The following is a 17,286-nucleotide window of genomic DNA, read 5'->3' on the forward strand; positions in this document are numbered from 1 at the left end:
CAGGAGTTTTTAGATTTCAACATCAGTCAGGTTGTGAATTAAGAGCCTGAGGCCGGTTCCAAAATACCGCCGGACGAGAGGTGGAAAACCGCGCATGTTTTTGCGCGGGTTGTAACCCGATGGGAGGGCACCGCGCAGCGGCGGGATTTTGCGGCTATCGCTGCGGCTTATGGAACATAGTCAGCGAGCGGAGCGCGCAGTGAAAGAGCCCGGGGGGGGCTTGGGGGGCGGCGGCGATAAGCCGTCCCCCAAGTCGGTGTGGGCCGACGCCCACGACCTTGACCTGAAGGCCAGTTTGCACAGCATGCGCAAAAAACTAATTAATTTTTGCCCCAAGCCTCTCCACTCTTTCTACCGCACCCCTGACATCTTCAAAGGTAATATCCATGGGCATGTTCGCCATATCTGGCGTGCTCAGACTGCGGTCAATAATCACGGCCAGATCCTGCTCCGTCAGCCCTGTCGCGATATGCGCTAACTGTGTTGGTATGGCACTGTCGCGGGCCAGGGCGATGGCGGTCAGCAACTCATCGTCGCTGCGGTTTTCCAGTGCCAGCAGGCACAGGTTGCTGTAACCGACCAGTAAACCATGAGGGATATGGCGGGTTTTCGGGCAGGCGGTGAAACCTTCATATAACGCATGGGCAGCGCCGGTGTGCGCGCCGTTGCTCATGACTGAGGTCAGTCCGGCGTAAAGGAAAATGGCATCGAGCACCTGTTCGAGGGCGTTGTTGGCTTTGCCGTCATGCACCGCAAAACAGGCGTCGGCGGCGAAATGTTCGATCAGGGTGTAACACAATTCACTGTTGGTTCTGGCGACACCTGCCAGGCCGGTAAGCTGATTCAGGTCGCTGATGGCACGATATTCGTACCATTTTGCCAGTGTGTCGCCGATGCCCGCTGAGAGCCATTGCAGCGGGGCGGTGGCCAGTAAATCAGCGTCGATCACCACCGCAGCGGGGCCACAGGGTAACGGCATCATGTCACGGAATTCACCGTCCTGATGATAACGGAACGCCAGCGAGGTCACCGCCGAACAGGTGCCCGCAATGCTCGGCAGTGTCACCACCGGAATATTGCACGCCACGCCTGCCGCTTTGGCGGTATCCAGCGCTTTTCCGCCACCGGTGGCGATAATCACTTCCACCCCTTGCGTGCGGAACACGTCTGCCAGCCGGTTGATTTCCTCCTGACAACACACGCCGTTGAAGATTTCACTGCCAAGATAGCTGACCATCTGCTGCTCGAGCTGATCCGCGACTTTCGCCTCGACGCTGGCAATGGCGCGTTTACCGCCCACTAACATTGCCCGCTGGCCTAAGCGTCCGCACATCGCGCCCAGATGCTTAATAGCGCCGCGCCCGCGCAGTACGCTGGCAGGAAATACCAAACGATGGGTGAACATGCATGCCCTCATAAACTCAGGTGTTTTATGAAGTATAGAAGGCGCGCGGCAGAGCGTAAGAATATCAGCGGCGGCGCTGACGCACGACGTCGTGGGTTTTGCGCAAGGCGTCGCGCGCGCCCGGCAGACGCTGCGCGACACCGATAAACAGACAGTCGATGATCAGCAACTGGCTGGTCCGGCTGGCCATCGCAGCGGCACGAAAACCCATTTCGCGGCTGCTGGTTCGTAACACGATATCGGCCTTGCGGGTGAGGGCGGCACGGCCATTGGCGGTGATCGCCAGCGTTGTTGCCCCCGCGGCTTTAGCCTGTGTAAGCGCTTCAATGACATCTGCCGTCTGGCCGGAGTGGGAAATCGCCAGCGCGGCATCTGCATTCGTTAACTGACAGGCGCTCACCAGACTTTCGTCGGTGCTGCCAAAAGTCTGGGCGACAACGCCGATGCGCCGCAGTTTCTGGCAGAAATCCTGAGCAACCAGCGCTGAGGCACCGGTGCCGTAAATATCAATCCGGCGTGCCTGTGAAAGGATGCTGACCGCCTGTTCCAGCGTTGCTGCGCTGAGGAGTTGCGTGGTCTCGGTCGCGCCTTTGACCTCGAATTCCAGCAGCTTTTGCAGGATCTGCTTGGGCGAATCATTGTCGCCGATATCCGCCGCCAGGGGCATCTCGATGGGCATCGGACTGGAGGTTTCTGCGGCCAACGCCAGCCGCAGCGCCGGATAGCCGGTAAACCCCAGCCTTTTGCTGGTGCGTACCACCGTGGCGGTGCTGGTTTCAGCGTATTTTGCCAGTTCCGTCACGCCCATTTTCGCCACACCCAGCGGATTGAGCCTGATAATGGTGATGATGCGTTTTTCCGCCGGAGAAAAACTGCCCTGTAATGCGTTCAGACGTGACTGCAGGTCACTGCCATTCATGCTTATTCCTCCAGTTCACGTAAATGATCGTCTTTTCGTAACGTCATCAGCGCAAACAGGCTGACCACGCAGGTGGCGACCACGTAATACGCCGGAATATCCAGATTGCCGGTCTCTTTAATCAGACCGGTGATGATAAGTCCCGCACAGCCGGAGAACACGGCGTTCGACAATGAATAGGATAATCCCAGACCGGTATAACGCACGCGGGTCGGGAACATTTCCGCCAGCATCGCCGGGCCGGGACCGGCAATCATGCCAATTGTTGCCCCGGCAATCAGCACTGCAATGCCTTTCACCAGCAGACTGCTTTCAGGGTTTTGCAGCAAATGCAGCAACGGAAAACTCAGCACGATGACGGCAAATACGGCAATCATCATGACCTTTTTACGGCCGATTTTATCGCTCAGCCAGCCGGAAGGCAGAATAGCCAGCGCGAAACCGACGTTCGCCAGCACGGTGGCCACCAGTGCCTGTAAAAACGTGGCGTGCAGGGAGGTTTGCAGGTAAGACGGCATCACCACCAGGAAGGTATAACCGCCCGCCGACCAGCCCATCATGCGGCCAATCCCCAGCGCAATAGCTTTGGCGGTGGCGACAGCAGAGGCTTTTTCAGCGGCTGTTTTTTGCGCTTTCGGTTCGGCCTTTTTACTGGCAACAAAGTTAGGCGTTTCATCGAGTTTCAGGCGCAGATACAGCGCCACCAGCCCCATCGGCAGCGCCAGCAGGAACGGAATACGCCATCCCCAGTCTTTCATTTGTGCTTCGGGAAGGGTCTGAACCAGCAACGCGACCAGCGCCACGCCGGTCAGCAAACCCAGCGACACGGTAAATGACTGCCACGCGCCGTAAATACCGCGTTTGCCTTTCGGTGCGAATTCGGTCATCAGGGAAACCGCGCCACCGAATTCACCACCCGCAAACAAGCCCTGGAACATGCGCATCAGTGTCAGTAACAGCGGCGCGGCTACACCAATCTGCGCATACGTCGGCAGTAAACCAATGATCGCTGTGGCGAGTGTCATCAGCAGAACGACGGCAATCAGTGTCGGCTTGCGGCCAATGCGGTCGCCGATGCGGCCAAAAATAATCGCACCAATGGGACGACAGAAAAACGCCAGCGCGAACGACGCATACGTCAGAAGTAACCCGGTCAGGCCGGTCTGGCCTTCCAGCGTGAAAAAGTTACCGGCGATCAGCGTCGCCAGATAACCGTAAACGCCGAATTCATACCATTCGATAAAATTACCGACCGAACCGGCGACGAGCGCGCGGCGTGACTGGCTGGCGGTAGCAGGGGAAATCTGTCCGGTGCGGGTCATCATTAACCTCTTCAGGAAAAGAACATTGTTATAAGAATAGGATGTAAATAATTTTCTAAATTCTGGTGATTATTATGTCAATAATTTTCATGTATTGAACAAAATTAAAGCGGGAAGTGTGGGGTCAGGCAGGTTTTTTGGCATAAAAAAGGCTGCGCCTCGAAAGGAGCAGCCTGTTTAAAAGCGGGGCAGTTACAGCGTGTGGATGTCGATACCGTCGCCGATATTGCTTTTCTGGTAGTAAGCCCGCGGGACTTCTACCTGATACTGTTTGTCAGCGTAAGCGACTTCCAGAATAAAACGTTCGTTTTCGTAAGATTCCACCGGAATAAACCCGAAGAATCCTTCCGTGACGCTGATCGTCCGGGAAGACGGAATAGCGTAACGATGAACAATCCTTGCTCTGAGCGGTTCTTGCTTGCCAGTTAACGTATTCCATACGCGGTTAACAGGTTGCGCCAGAGAATCAATCACCTCTGAGGCCAGCGAGTTAAGAGCGGAGGGCCAGCTCTTCGGTGTTTTCATAGTCATGATAAATACCTCGTTGGTCTATATAACCCAATTCTTATAATTATCCGCGGCTAAGATCCAATCATTTTTTACGCTAAGTTTATTCAGGTTTTGTAAGTGTTTGATTTATCCGGCGACGGTTTTGCGTCTTTTGCCGGATTTACGTTCTGCTAGCAATAACGGGCAGGAAGGGCACATGGCGTGGTCTTCCAGATCGTAGCGCAGGCAACACTGTTTGCGGTACTGCGGGCTGTCGGGGTCTGAGGGATCTTCCGCGCGCAGCGGCTGAAATAACGGATTTTTGCCGCCATAACGCAGCTCGCGCGATTCCATCAGCCGCATACCGTCCGAGATATCGGCATTGACCAGCTCTGCCTGTTTGACGCCCCAGCCGACGCGGATTGCCGCGTTGCTCCAGTAAATGCCCGGCTTTAAACCGGAGAATTCTGCCAGCGCTTCGCAAACCGGACGCAATTGCTGTTCGATCATCACATCGAAACGCGCCATCGGTTCAGCGGATGTCAGCGCTTCGCCTTCGCCGTCGAGATAAATTTGCGCAGGTAAGCCTTCTTCCTGCATGCACAGATAGACATTTTCAGCGGCGATAGGCAGTTGCCAGCCGTGACGCAGAGAGACGATCACCCAGCTCGGCAGCAGGGTGGCGAAATACCATTGTGACCACATCGAGATCCGCGCACGGCGTGTGTCGCACTTTGCGGCATCGGCGGCATTGGCATCCAGATAGCGTTTGAGCACGCTGGCGCAACCTTCGGCAGTGGTCAGCAGTGACATCGGCACCGCATTGGTCACCAGCGGTGTCATCGGTTTGAAAGTATCTGCAACCCAGCTGACCGGCGTTTCGCGGAAACTGTCGAGGAGTGTTTGCATCATCAGGTTATGAAAGTCATTCGGCTTGGTAAATCATGGGAATAGAGTAACGAATATTAAAGCGGAATAGTAATGATTTCGATTTAGATTGAGGGTTTTTGCCTCCCGCAGTGAAGGGGAGGCGCAGAGGAAGCGTTAGCCGACGACACTGACGCCCGCTTGTTTCAAAATCTCACGCACAACCTTTTGTTTGTCATTGCTCAGCGGCAGCGCCGGTTTGAGTGAATACACCGGCATTTCACTGATGACTTGTGAAATGGCGTATTTGATGACGTTGTAGATCGGCGTATCCAGCGTGTACAGCGGAGGCAGGAAGGATAACCGTTGTTGCAGTTCTACTGCAGTGGCGAAATCTTTCTCTTTAAAGGCGCGGTAAATTCCGCAGGTGAGTTGCGGGGCGAAGTTGGCGCTGGCGGGGATCGCGCCGTCGCCGCCGAGGATCAGCGTGCCGAACAGATATTCGTCATAACCGGAGAACACGGCGAAATCAGGGCGCTCAGGTTTCACGGCCTGTATCGTTTCGCGAATGTGATTGAGGCTGTCCACGGTATCTTTCAGGCCGACAATGTTCGGGCATTCCAGCGCCAGACGTTTGATCAGGCTGACGGGCAACGGCTGACCCGTCAGTCCCGGATAGTTGTACATGATCACCGGCAAACCCACGCCTTCAGCAATCGTGCGGTAATGCAGATACAGCGCTTCTTCGGTCACCGGATTGTAATAAGGATTCACCACCACCACGCCGTCGGCACCGACGCTTTTAGCGTGTCGCGCGAAGGCCAGCGTTTCTGCCGTACCCGGATGCGCTGCGCCGATCAAAACGGGCACGCGCCCGGCAACATGCCTGGTGCAAAACTCAGCCACTTCATGACGCAGCGCCTGAGACATATGCGCGAATTCCCCTGCACTGCCGAGGAAAAACAGGCCGTTCACGCCGCCTTCAATCGTAAAATCAATCAGACGCGCCATCCCCTGACGGTCAAGCTGCTCATTCTCATTCAGGATCGTTGCGACAGGGGGGATCACGCCATGAAACAGTGGACGGCTCATACATTCGTTCTCCATATGAAAGTGGAAAGTACTTAACACCCCATTTATAGAACGCTGTTTCAAATTTTTATAGCGATGGGATCGAATTACATGGATTTAGCGAAGATTTGGAAGGGAAGTCACAAAGGCGGGGTAACTCCCGCCCCTGCGAAGGGGAGGGTTGGGGTGGGGTATTAAGGTCAAAAACTGATGTTAAGGTTTGTTTAAACAGGGTGTTAGCCCTTAAAACCCCCTCCCGGCCTCCCCCTTCGCAGGGGGACGAGCAGGGCAAAACCCGCTCGCGGTGCAGAGTGAAACCCGACCTACATCACCAGTGCCTGACCGTCTTTGCGCGATTCAGTGCCTGCCAGATAACCGCCTGCGGGATTGGTGACAATCACCTGCGCGCCGCCAAACGAATGGCCGCTGAGCGGGTCTTCGACGATCAGTTCATGACCCATTGCCCGCAGCGCTGCCAGCGTGTTGTGGTTGAAAGTGGATTCAATCGCCACCTGACGCCCGCCGTTGATCCGCCAGCGCGGCGCATCGATGGCGGCTTGCGGATTTTGTTTATACAGCATCACGCGCAGCGCCAGTTGCAGATGTCCCTGTGCCTGCATCGGACCGCCCATCAGGCCGAACGACATCAGCGGTTTACCTGCGGCGTCCTGGGCAAAGGCCGGAATAATGGTGTGCAGCGTGCGTTTGTTTGGCGCGACGCAGTTGGCGTGTGTCGGGTCGAGAGTAAATCCGCAGCCACGGTTTTGCATACTCAGACCGGTGCCAGGCACCACGACGCCGGAACCGAAGCCCATGTAATTCGACTGAATGAAAGACACCATCATGCCGCTGGAGTCTGCCGTCGTCAGATACACGGTGCCACCCGGACGCGGTGCACCGTAAGTCACGTCGCTGGCTTTGCTACGGTCAATGAGTTTTGCCCGCTCTGACAGATAATCATCGTTCAGGAACAGTTGCGGATCGAAGAACATATGGTCGCTGTCGGTGACGTGCTGGTCCAGATCCGCCAGTGCCAGTTTCATTGCTTCAATACACAAATGCGTGGTTTCCACCGAGTCCACCGGCTGGCTGCCGATATTCAGCTTGTCGAGAATGCCCAGTGCAATCAGCGTGGCGATGCCCTGGCCGTTCGGCGGCAGTTCATGAACCGAGCCGCCCGCGAAAGACTGCTGCAGGGTTTCCACCCAGTCAGCCTGGTGATTCGCCAGGTCGTCCAGCGTCATTGCGCCGCCGTGGGCCTGACTGTGCGCCACTATTTTTTCCGCCAGTTCGCCGCGATAGAATGCTTCGCCTTCGGTTCTGGCGATCAGTTCTAATGAGTCTGCCAGCGCAGGATTACGGAAGATTTCCCCGATTTTCGGCGCACGACCTTCCGGTGCAAAACATTCCATGAAGCCCGGCTGGTTATGCAGTTTTTTCACCGCGACTTCCCACAGGCGACCAATCAGCGGCGATACCGGAAATCCGTTGCGGGCATAATCAATCGCCGGTTGCGCCAGCGTGGTCAGCGGCAGGGTGCCGAATCGTTTTGCCAGCGCCACCCAGCCTGATACCGCGCCCGGCACGGTAACCGCATCCCAGCCGTAGGTCGGTACGGCATCTAACCCTTTGTCCGCGAAATACTCTGGCGTCCACGCTGCCGGTGAACGGCCTGAAGCGTTGAGTCCGTGGGCTTTTTTACCGTCCCAGACGATCGCGAATGCGTCACTGCCTGCACCGTTGCCGCTCGGCTCAAGGACGGTGAGTGCGATGGCAGTTGCGATGGCGGCATCGGCAGCATTACCGCCCAACATCAGCATTTTCATGCCTGCCTGAGCCGCCAGCGGCTGCGAGGCGCACACCGCATTGGCACCCATCATGGTCGGACGCAGGGTCGGATAAGCCACATTAAAATCGTAATTCTCAGACATGTATTCTTCCTTAAAAAAGCTGCAAACGGTTTATTCAGAACGCGGGTCGAGCGCATCACGTAGCCCGTCACCCAGCAAATTGAAACCCTGTACGGTGAGGAAAATCGCCAGGCCGGGGAAAATTGACATCCACGGCGACTGCTCAAGGAAGCTGCGTGCGGTGTTAAGCATCGCGCCCCACGAGGCGTCCGGCGGTTGCTGGCCGAGACCGAGAAACGACAGGCTGGCTTCGGTGATGATCGCCGAGGCAATCGCCAGCGTCGCCTGCACCAGAATGGGCGACAGTACATTCGGCAGCACATAACGCCAGAGGATCCAGCGGTCGGGCAGACCAATCGCCCGCGCCCCTTCAATGTATTCCTCGTTGCGGATACTCATCACCTGCGCGCGCGTCAGCCGGGCGAAAATGGGCATGGCGGAAAGCCCGATGGCGATCATCGCATTACCCAGACTTGGGCCGAGAAAAGCACCCAGCGCAATCGCCAGCACCAGAAACGGACACGACAGCAACGCTTCGACCACGCGGGAGATAATGCTGTCCAGCCAGCCCTGCCAGAAACCGGCGATAAGCCCCAGCGGAACGCCGATCACAATGGCGATAATCACCGACACGCAACCGGCCATCAGCGAGGTACGTGCCCCCCAGAACAGGCGCGATAAAATATCGCGGCCCAGTTCATCGGTGCCCAGCCAGTGCAGGGCGGAAGGCGCTTTGCGTACCGCCATGAAATCGGCTTTGATCGGATCAAACGGCGAAATCCACGGGGCGAGCAACGCCAGCAAGGCGAAGGTGATGACCAGCACTGCGCCAGTCACTGCGCTTTTATTGCGCAGAAATTTGCTGAGTACGCGGTTTGGCTCGCGGGCAGGGAGTGACGTTGTCACGGAAATCACAGAAACGCTCATCTCAGGCTCTCCGCATGCGTGGGTTGACCAGAACGTACAGCACGTCGGCCAGCAGATTCATCAGCAGAAAACCGACGGCGACCACCATCACCACGCCCTGAACTACGGCGTAATCGCGGTTAAACACCGAGTCGACAATCATTTTGCCGAAGCCCGGAATGGTGAACACCTGTTCGCTGAGCACCGCGCCGCCCAGCAGTTCGCCGAACAGTAACGTGGTGAGCGTGATGATCGGCACCAGCGCATTGCGCAGCGCGTGTTTCATGATCACCTTTTTCGGCAGCAACCCTTTGGCGCGGGCGGTGCGGATGTAATCGGCTTTCAGCACCGCAATCATCGCCGCACGGGTATGGCGCATCAGCGTGGCAGAAAGGCCGGTGCCGAGCACCGCCGCAGGCAGCAGCATGGTTTTCAGGTTTTGCAGCGGATCTTCTGAGAACGGCACGTAACCTGACGCAGGAAGCCAGTGGAGTTTCACTGAGAACAACATAATCAGCAGCACACCCAGCCAGAAATGGGGGATCGAAATCCCCGACAGCGCCAGAAAATTGGCGCCGTTATCTATCCAGGTGCCTTTGTTAACGGCCGCCAGCACGCCCATGGTGATGCCGATAATCAGCGCCACAATCATCGCCAGCAGCGACAGTTCCAGCGTCACCGGCAGTTTGCTGGCGATCAGTTGTAATACCGGTTCCTGCGTGCGCAGCGACGTACCGAAATCGCCGCGCAGCGCGTTGCCGACCCAGTGGAAATACTGGCTGGGGATCGGGTCATTCAGATGATATTGCTCGCGTAACTGCGCAATCACTGCCGGATCCCGCTCCTCGCCCGCCATCGCGGTGATCGGGTCGCCCGGCAGTAATTTCTGCAACGAGAACACCATCAGCGTGACCAGAAACAACGTCGGTATGGCTGAAATCAGCCGTTTCACCACCAGTTCTAACATTGTCTTTCCTCAGGCAATTACTTGTTCAGCGCCAGACCCTGTAGTCGGATCAGCCCGTCGGCGTAAGGTACGAAACCGGTCACTTTTTTACTCATGCCGAAAATGCGCGGTTCGAAGTACAGATACACCAGCGGATCGTCGAGGTTTTCCTGCACCACAATCTGCTTGTAGAGGGCTTTACGCTTCTCCACATCGCTGGTCAGACGCGCTTCCTGCAACCACTGATCGACCTGCGGATTGCTGTATTTGCCGTCGTTCAGGCCGCCTTTGGTATTGAGGAACGAGAAGATATTGCCGTCCGGATCCGGGCGCCCTGACCAGCCGGACATGCTCATTTTGAATTCGCCGCGTTGCTGGCGATCGAGCAGCGTGGCGTATTCGGTCATTTGCAGATTCAGGTTGATGCCCGCTTCGCTGACCATCGCCTGCAATACCTGCGCAACCTGCTGAGAAGTCGGGTTGTTGGCGACCAGGAAATCAATGGTCAGCGGCGTTTTCACCCCTGCTTCCGCCAGCAGCGCTTTGGCTTTTTCGATATCGCGTTTTGGCACCGGAATGTCGGCGTGATACGGGCTGGCAGGAGAGAACGCCTGATTCGCCGGAGTATATTGCCCCTGGAATACCACCTGATTCAGGGCGTCACGGTCAATCGCCAGCGACAGCGCCTGACGCACGCGGGCATCTTTTGCCAGCGGCGTATTGGTATTGGCGGTGCCGTTGGCGATATTGATCGTCAGCCCCATGTAACCGAGGCCTGTGGTACTGGCCAGTTGCAGATTACTGTCGGCTTTCACCGTGGCAGTGTCGCTGGCGGCAATGCCTTCGGTGATGTCTAAATCGCCCGCACGCAGGTTGGCAAGGCGAACCGAGGCGTCCGGAATAGGCAGGAACACAACTTTATCGAAGTGATACGCGCCTTTGCTCCAGTAATTTTCAAAACGCTTAAGCACGATGCGGTCCTGCTGCACGCGGCTGACAAACTCGTACGGGCCGGAACAGACCGGATGCGCCGCCACATTGCCTTTGGCCGTCGCTTCCGGCGCCATCATGGTGCCCGCGCGGTCAGTCAGTTGCATCAGCAACGCGGCGTCTGCGGTTTTCAGATGGAAAACCACGGTGTACGGCGCGGTGACTTCCACGGATTCAATGGAAGAAAGCTCACTTTTGCGCAAAGAACCGGGCAGCGTCAGGTAACGTTCGATATTGTATTTCACCGACTGCGCATCAAATTTCTCGCCATCATGGAAGGTCACGCCTTCGCGCAGATGCAGGGTCAGCGTTTTGCCCTCGTCGCTGTAGGCCCAGTCTTTCGCCAGACCCGGCACGATTTTAAGATGCTGATCGACATCCACCAGACGTTCACACATGGCGCTGAACACAAAACGCCCGTAATAGGTGCGCGCCGTGGCCGGATCCAGCATGTCAGGATCGCTGCCAAGGCCGATGCGCAGGGTGCTTTCCGCATGGGCGAGGCCCGCAGACGTCAGCAATATTAAGGCGGGAATGCAGGCAGTTAAGCGGGGTGCAAATCTCATGGTCGGGTTCCCTGGGTTGAGGTTGGAGTGGAAAGTGAAAGCCGGGACTGACTCGCTTGTTCAAACAGCGCACGCCGTAAGGTGAAAGCGGCGGACGGCGGCGGAACCAGCACCGAGGTGCGGTCCCGTTGCAGTTCGCTCCAGCGGTGGCAGGCCACCATGCGGTTGTCACTGACGGTTTCAAGTGGCGGTTCCACCAGACGACATTCGTCGGTGGCGTACGCGCAGCGGGTATGGAAACGGCAGCCGGTGGGCATATTGGCCGGATTGGGCATATCGCCCTGTAACATCGGCACCGGGCGTTTAACGCCGGGTGTGAGCAGCGGCGCGGAGGCAATCAGCGCCTGGGTATACGGATGCAGCGGCTGATCAAAAATGTCATCGGTGCGGGCCAGTTCCACGATTTGCCCGAGGTACATCACCGCCACACGGTCGCTCATATGGCGGATCACTGCCAGACCGTGCGCGACCACAATCATCGTCAGACCAAACTGTTGTTTAAGGCTTTCCAGCAGATTCACCACCTGCGCCTGCACTGACACATCCAGTGCCGACACTGGTTCATCCCCCAGCAGCAGTTTCGGCGAAGATGCCAGCGCGCGGGCAATGCCGATGCGCTGGCGCTGACCGCCGGAAAACTCATGCGGATAACGGTTGCTGAATGCGGCGGGCAGGCCGACCGTGGTCAGCAGTTCGCGCACTTTTGCCTGTCTGTCGGCTTTACCACTGACAATGTTGTGCAGCCACAGCGGTTCGCCGACGATTTCTTCCACGGTCATGCGCGGGTTGAGTGAGGCAAATGGATCCTGAAAGATGATTTGCAGGTCGCGGCGCAGCTTTTTCATCTGTTCAGCCGAAAACTGTTTCAGGTTTTCGCCTTCATAAAACACGTCGCCGTCGGAGGCGCTGAGCAACTGCAATAACAGGCGACCCAGGGTTGACTTCCCTGAGCCGGATTCGCCGACAATCGCCAGCGTTTCGCCATGCCAGACGCGCAAAGACACACGATCTACCGCCTGCACGATTTTCGGTTTGCTGAATAGTGACGACGGCCCTTTAAAAACTTTGCTCAGCGCGGCGGCTTCCAGAATGGGGCGGGGAGTGAGGCTCATGCGCAGGCTCCTTCGGCGGACAACACGAAATAGTTTTCCAGCGGCGCAAAGAAACAGGCGACGTGGTGCGGCGACTGATTCAGGGCGCGCAATGGCGGACGCTCCTGGTGGCAGCGTTCGGTGGCGAACGGGCAGCGTGTCGAGAAGCGGCAGCCCTGCGGCATGTCTTTCGGTAACGGCACGGCACCGGGAATGGTGGACAGCGCGCCCTGACGCGGAGCCAGCGATGGCATCGACCCCATCAGCCCGATGGTGTAAGGATGCTGCGGATTATTGAAAATATCGGTCACCAGACCCTGTTCGACGATCTGCCCGGCGTACATCACCGCCACACTGTCGGCGACTTCCGCCACCACACCCAGGTCGTGGGTGATCAGCAACAATGCGCTGCCGGTTTCCTGCTGAATACGGTTGAGCAGGGCGAGGATTTGCGCCTGAATGGTGACGTCCAGCGCGGTGGTCGGCTCGTCGGCAATCAGCAACTGCGGACGATTGATCAGCGCCATGGCAATCATCACCCGCTGGCGCATGCCGCCGGAAAGCTGGTGCGGATAAGCCTCCATCCGCAGTTCCGGCGCAGGAATTTGCACCTTTTTCAGGATTTCCAGCGCCTGTTCGCGGGCCGGTTTTTTGCCGACACCCTGATGACGCATCACCGCTTCGGCAAGCTGATCGCCCAGTGTCAGTGCCGGATTGAGCGAGGTCATTGGTTCCTGAAAAATCATCGCCAGTTCCTGACCGCGCAGGTCGGCGTACTGACGCTCAGACAGCCCGAGCAGCGAGGTATCATTGAGCCGGATATCGCCCTGCAACACTTTGGCGCTGGCGGGCAATAACCCCATCAGCGCCAGCGACGTCACGCTTTTGCCGCAACCAGATTCGCCCACCAGCGCCAGCGTTTTTCCGGCTTCCAGTTGTAAGGAAATACCGTCGAGCACGGTCGCGGGAGAACCGGAAAATTGCACCCTCAGGTCGTTAATGTGTAACAGCGGCCTGACGGGTCCGGCGGGGTCAGTCATCAGTAAAATCCTCGTCATCATCATGCAGGGTGGAAAGAAATGCCTGTTGCAGCGCCAGAAGGTGCTCGCGCATGACTTTCGCGGCTTCTTTCGGCTGGCGTGCGGCGATGTGTTCTACGATGCGTTCATGGTGATCGTCGTAACGGTTCAGGCGCTCCTGATTGCGTGCCGCGTTGCGCACCGCCAGCCAGCTCGGGTCACGGCGGATGGCGTCGACGGCATCAAACAGACCTAGCAACAACCGGTTACCCGCGGCATCGGCAATAGCACGGTGAAAGGCGCTGTCCCACAGCTCAATCTGATCCGGATCACCGCGCGACATCGTTTTCACTTTGTCCAGTAAACGGCGCATCAGCTGGATTTGTTCCGGCGTAGCGCGCAGTGCGGCGTATTTCGCCAGCCCCGGTTCGATTTGCAGACGGGCTTCCATCACTTCCTGCAAGTTGGATTGTTTCGGTAACGCCTGCAGGCTCAGCGGCTGGGCAGGGCCATTCGGCCCGATAAACGTGCCTTTCCCCTGCTTGCGCCACACGCGACCTTCTTCTTCCAGCACATCCAGCGCCCGGCGGATTTCACGGCGGCCGACATAAAACATTTGCATCAGATCACGCTCCGCAGGCAGTGGCTGCGTCTGATCCGGATGCTGTTGTATCAGCTGGCGTAGCTGTTCCAGCGCTGAATTCGATGTGCCGTTTGAAGGGGGCAACGCCCCGGAATGTGCTGTCATATTTCAGTTTCCCGCTGGGAATTAAATCGTTAATCAGTCCTTTGCATTTTCTGAACCAATTTTGTAATGGTTCATAGAAAAGTTTTGCAAACAGGAGAATTTGTTTTTAATTTCAAAAGACTAAAAATTACGCACTTTAGTCAGAGGATCGTTTTAATTTTTTATAAGATATTGATATTCATCTTATATGCACAAGTGTAGTGCGTTAAATTAATGTTAACGGATCGTAATGGTGCGTGATTTTGCGGGATGAGAAGCCGATCAAATAAGTGGAATAAGTTGGCTAATGGTTCGCTATTTCGTTGCTTTACCAAAGAAGGAAAGGGTCGGGCGGGGTATTAAGGAATAATTCGCAAGCCGGAGCGGACACGGGCAGTGGTTTCGTCTGCAAGTTTGTGAGTAATGGTGAAGTTTTCGCAGGGGAGCCAGAGAATTCAGTTCAGCACCCTCCCCTGCAAAGGGGAGGGTTGGGGGGGGGTATTAATGCAAAATCAGATAGTTAAAGTGTACTTTGACCGGGTGTTAACCCTTAAAACCCCCTCCCAGCCTCCCCCTTCGCAGGGGGAGGAGCTAAAACAATCGTCAGAAATAACAGGCTTATATGCCGCTGTTCCCCCGATCACTCCCGACAAAACCCGTGTTTAATACCTATCATCAGAGAGGTGCGAACCCGGTTAGTCGTGACTCTGAGGGTTGAGGGCGCCCGAAGAAATACCCCTGGAACAACGTACAACCTTCTTCTTTCAGACGCCGGAACTGCTCGTCGGTTTCCACACCTTCTGCCGTGGTCTGAATGTCCAGACTGCGGCTCATGCCGGTGATGGCACGGATAATTGCCAGCGCTTCGCGGCTGTCGTGCATGTCGTTAATGAATGACCGGTCTATTTTGATTTTGTCGAACGGGAAAGACCGCAGATAACTCAGCGACGAATACCCGGTGCCGAAATCGTCCAGCGCAATCCGCACACCCAGCGATTTCAGTTTCCGCAATGTGCTGATATTGCCAAGCGTGTTATCGAGCAATACCGATTCCGTGATTTCCACTTCCAGACGTGACGGATCCAGCCCTGAGGCTTCCAGCGCCGATTCCACCACCGACAGTAGCCCGCTGTTTTTGAACTGAATCGGTGAAAGGTTAACGGCAACCGTCTGACTGCCTTTCCAGCTTGCGGCTTCACGGCAGGCTTCGTGCAACGCAAATGAGCCAAGACTGTGGATCAGCCCCGTTTCTTCGGCAATCGGAATGAAATCGACCGGCATGATCAGCCCGTTTTCCGGATGATGCCAGCGCATGAGCGCCTCGTAACCCATTACGGCATCGTGACGGGCATCGGTGATCGGCTGGTAGTAAAGACGCAACTGATTACAGGTAATGGCGTCGCGTAAATCCATTTCGACCACCCGGCGTTTGCGCGCGGCGGCATCCATCTCAAGGCGGAAATCTTCATAACGGTTGCGGCCGTTACGTTTGGCTTCATACAGCGCCATGTCCGCACAACGCAGCAATTGATCGGGGGTGTTTTCCGTCGAACCGGCGAGCGCAATACCGATGCTCAGGCCGACGGATAACGAATGGCCATCGATAATGACTGGCGGACGTACTGATTCAATCAGGCGTTTGGAAATCTGGTGCGCGGCAGAAATGTCTTTCAGCCCCGGCAGCACCACGGCAAATTCGTCACCGCCGATGCGTGCCAGCGTGTCGTCATCGCGCAGCGTCATGCGCAGACGTTTGGCTATCGCGCGCAGCAGTTCGTCACCAACCTGATGGCCGAGCGCGTCATTGACGTTCTTGAAGTTATCGAGATCCAGACACAGCGTGGCGGTGTGGCTGTGAGTATAGCTGTCGCGCTGCAAGGCTTCACTGAGACGCTGGCTGAACAGAATGCGGTTCGGCAGACTGGTGAGGTTGTCGTGATGCGCCATGTGGTGAATCCGGGCGTGGGCGGCCTGTTGGTCCGTCACGTCATCAGCAATCATCATCACGTAGCTGGTCTGAGGATCGTGCCCGCGGATCACCGAACTGGTGGTCTGCAACGTCCGGTCGCCAATAGCCGTCAGTAATTGCTGCTCGCTGCGGTGCAGGCCTTCTGCGCGCAAACATTCATCCGATTGCTTATTAATAAAGGTGCTCAGTCCGATGCCCATACAATCCTGCGGGCGCTTACCGAGCATTTTGTCGCGGGGAATCCCCAGCAGACGCTCTGCCTGGCGGTTGACCAGCAGAATTTCGCGCGAGACGGCATTCTCGACAATCACCGAGGACGGGATATTGGCGATCACGGTATTGAGAAAATGTGACAGGGACGAGAGCTGCTCGCTGTTGGATTCGGCCAGTTCTTTGGCCTGCAACAGGGCCTTTTCCGTTTCACGACGCTCCGTGACATCACGGGTGATTTTGGCAAATCCGATGATTTCCCCTGCTTCGCGCAACGCTTCAATAATAATGTGCGCCCAGAAGCGCGAGCCATCTTTACGCTGTCGCCAGCCTTCGGATTCGTAACGGCCAGTGGAACGCGCCGTTTCCAGCCCGCGTTGCGGCCAGCCGTTTTGTCTGTCTTCTTCGGTGTAAAAACAGGAAAAATGCTTACCGACAACTTCTTCAGGCGTATAACCTTTCGCCCGCTGCGCACCGGCATTCCAGTTCGCAATATGGCCATCGGGAGTCAGCATATAAATCGCATAGTCTTCTACGCGCTGAACCAGCAATCGATAAAGTACATCAGAATCTTCACTCATATTTTTTGCCTGATAGCTGGCCGTCTCTGCACGGGGTCCGTCCAAATCAGAGTCCGGCTAAATAGTGCGCCTGTTCCCGACGCATTTTTGCTGTGATGTGCCCGTGAAACGTTAGCATAAGAAAATTCTTACTTCGCCAAATTTTGCTTCTAACGTGCTTAAATTTAAGCGTATTTAGCAAAAAGATCGGCCTTAAGTGAAATCTGTTATTTGGGTTTTAACTAACGGGAGTGTTATCGGCAGGGAAGTTCGGGGCTTTAATAAAAAGGCACATAATGTTCATGCGTTACAAGCAGTT

At 56.3% G+C, this 17,286-nt stretch carries 14 protein-coding genes; all 14 read right to left on the reverse strand.

What is annotated here, in order from left to right:
* Window positions 1–316 precede the first annotated feature (316 nt).
* Window positions 317–1,405, reverse strand: coding sequence for an iron-containing alcohol dehydrogenase family protein (locus AACU55_RS14930; protein ID WP_037034395.1), 1,089 nt, complete (start codon window positions 1,403–1,405; stop codon window positions 317–319).
* Between the two features lie 64 nt (window positions 1,406–1,469).
* Window positions 1,470–2,324 (reverse strand): MurR/RpiR family transcriptional regulator, encoded by an 855-nt coding sequence (locus tag AACU55_RS14935; RefSeq protein WP_134705637.1) that lies wholly within the window; start codon window positions 2,322–2,324, stop codon window positions 1,470–1,472.
* A gap of 2 nt (window positions 2,325–2,326) precedes the next feature.
* Complete coding sequence (locus AACU55_RS14940) at window positions 2,327–3,646, reverse strand: MFS transporter (RefSeq protein ID WP_013575719.1); 1,320 nt, start codon at window positions 3,644–3,646, stop codon at window positions 2,327–2,329.
* A 192-nt stretch (window positions 3,647–3,838) separates the two neighbouring features.
* The gene (locus AACU55_RS14945; RefSeq protein WP_013575718.1) at window positions 3,839–4,177 is read right to left on the reverse strand and encodes a hypothetical protein; all 339 of its coding nucleotides are present in this window, start codon (window positions 4,175–4,177) and stop codon (window positions 3,839–3,841) included.
* A gap of 105 nt (window positions 4,178–4,282) precedes the next feature.
* Complete coding sequence (gene fhuF / locus AACU55_RS14950) at window positions 4,283–5,047, reverse strand: siderophore-iron reductase FhuF (protein ID WP_037034394.1); 765 nt, start codon at window positions 5,045–5,047, stop codon at window positions 4,283–4,285.
* A 132-nt stretch (window positions 5,048–5,179) separates the two neighbouring features.
* On the reverse strand, window positions 5,180–6,094 hold the full coding sequence (locus AACU55_RS14955) for a dihydrodipicolinate synthase family protein (protein ID WP_134705638.1): 915 nt from the start codon (window positions 6,092–6,094) through the stop codon (window positions 5,180–5,182).
* Between the two features lie 302 nt (window positions 6,095–6,396).
* Complete coding sequence (locus AACU55_RS14960; protein WP_134705639.1) at window positions 6,397–8,004, reverse strand: gamma-glutamyltransferase family protein; 1,608 nt, start codon at window positions 8,002–8,004, stop codon at window positions 6,397–6,399.
* Between the two features lie 30 nt (window positions 8,005–8,034).
* Entirely contained in the window at window positions 8,035–8,910 is an 876-nt protein-coding gene (locus tag AACU55_RS14965) for an ABC transporter permease (RefSeq protein WP_134705640.1), read from the reverse strand.
* Window position 8,911: 1 nt separating this feature from the next.
* A complete protein-coding gene (locus tag AACU55_RS14970; RefSeq protein WP_134705641.1) occupies window positions 8,912–9,856 on the reverse strand; it encodes an ABC transporter permease in 945 nt (314 codons plus the stop codon).
* 17 nt (window positions 9,857–9,873) lie between these two features.
* Window positions 9,874–11,391 (reverse strand): ABC transporter substrate-binding protein, encoded by a 1,518-nt coding sequence (locus AACU55_RS14975; protein ID WP_134705642.1) that lies wholly within the window; start codon window positions 11,389–11,391, stop codon window positions 9,874–9,876.
* On the reverse strand, window positions 11,388–12,503 hold the full coding sequence (locus AACU55_RS14980; protein ID WP_134705643.1) for an ABC transporter ATP-binding protein: 1,116 nt from the start codon (window positions 12,501–12,503) through the stop codon (window positions 11,388–11,390). The genes AACU55_RS14975 and AACU55_RS14980 overlap by 4 nt, the downstream gene beginning before the upstream one ends.
* Window positions 12,500–13,522, reverse strand: coding sequence for an ABC transporter ATP-binding protein (locus AACU55_RS14985; RefSeq protein WP_013575710.1), 1,023 nt, complete (start codon window positions 13,520–13,522; stop codon window positions 12,500–12,502). Before AACU55_RS14985 ends, AACU55_RS14980 begins: the two co-directional genes overlap by 4 nt.
* Complete coding sequence (locus AACU55_RS14990; protein WP_134705644.1) at window positions 13,515–14,249, reverse strand: FadR/GntR family transcriptional regulator; 735 nt, start codon at window positions 14,247–14,249, stop codon at window positions 13,515–13,517. The genes AACU55_RS14985 and AACU55_RS14990 overlap by 8 nt, the downstream gene beginning before the upstream one ends.
* Before the next feature lie 654 nt (window positions 14,250–14,903).
* Window positions 14,904–16,988 (reverse strand): putative bifunctional diguanylate cyclase/phosphodiesterase, encoded by a 2,085-nt coding sequence (locus tag AACU55_RS14995; protein WP_013575708.1) that lies wholly within the window; start codon window positions 16,986–16,988, stop codon window positions 14,904–14,906.
* Between the last annotated feature and the right edge of the window lie 298 nt (window positions 16,989–17,286).

Origin of the sequence: Rahnella sp. CJA17(1/100), from assembly GCF_963881615.1 — a bacterium.
GTDB classification, from domain to species: domain Bacteria; phylum Pseudomonadota; class Gammaproteobacteria; order Enterobacterales; family Enterobacteriaceae; genus Rahnella; species Rahnella aceris.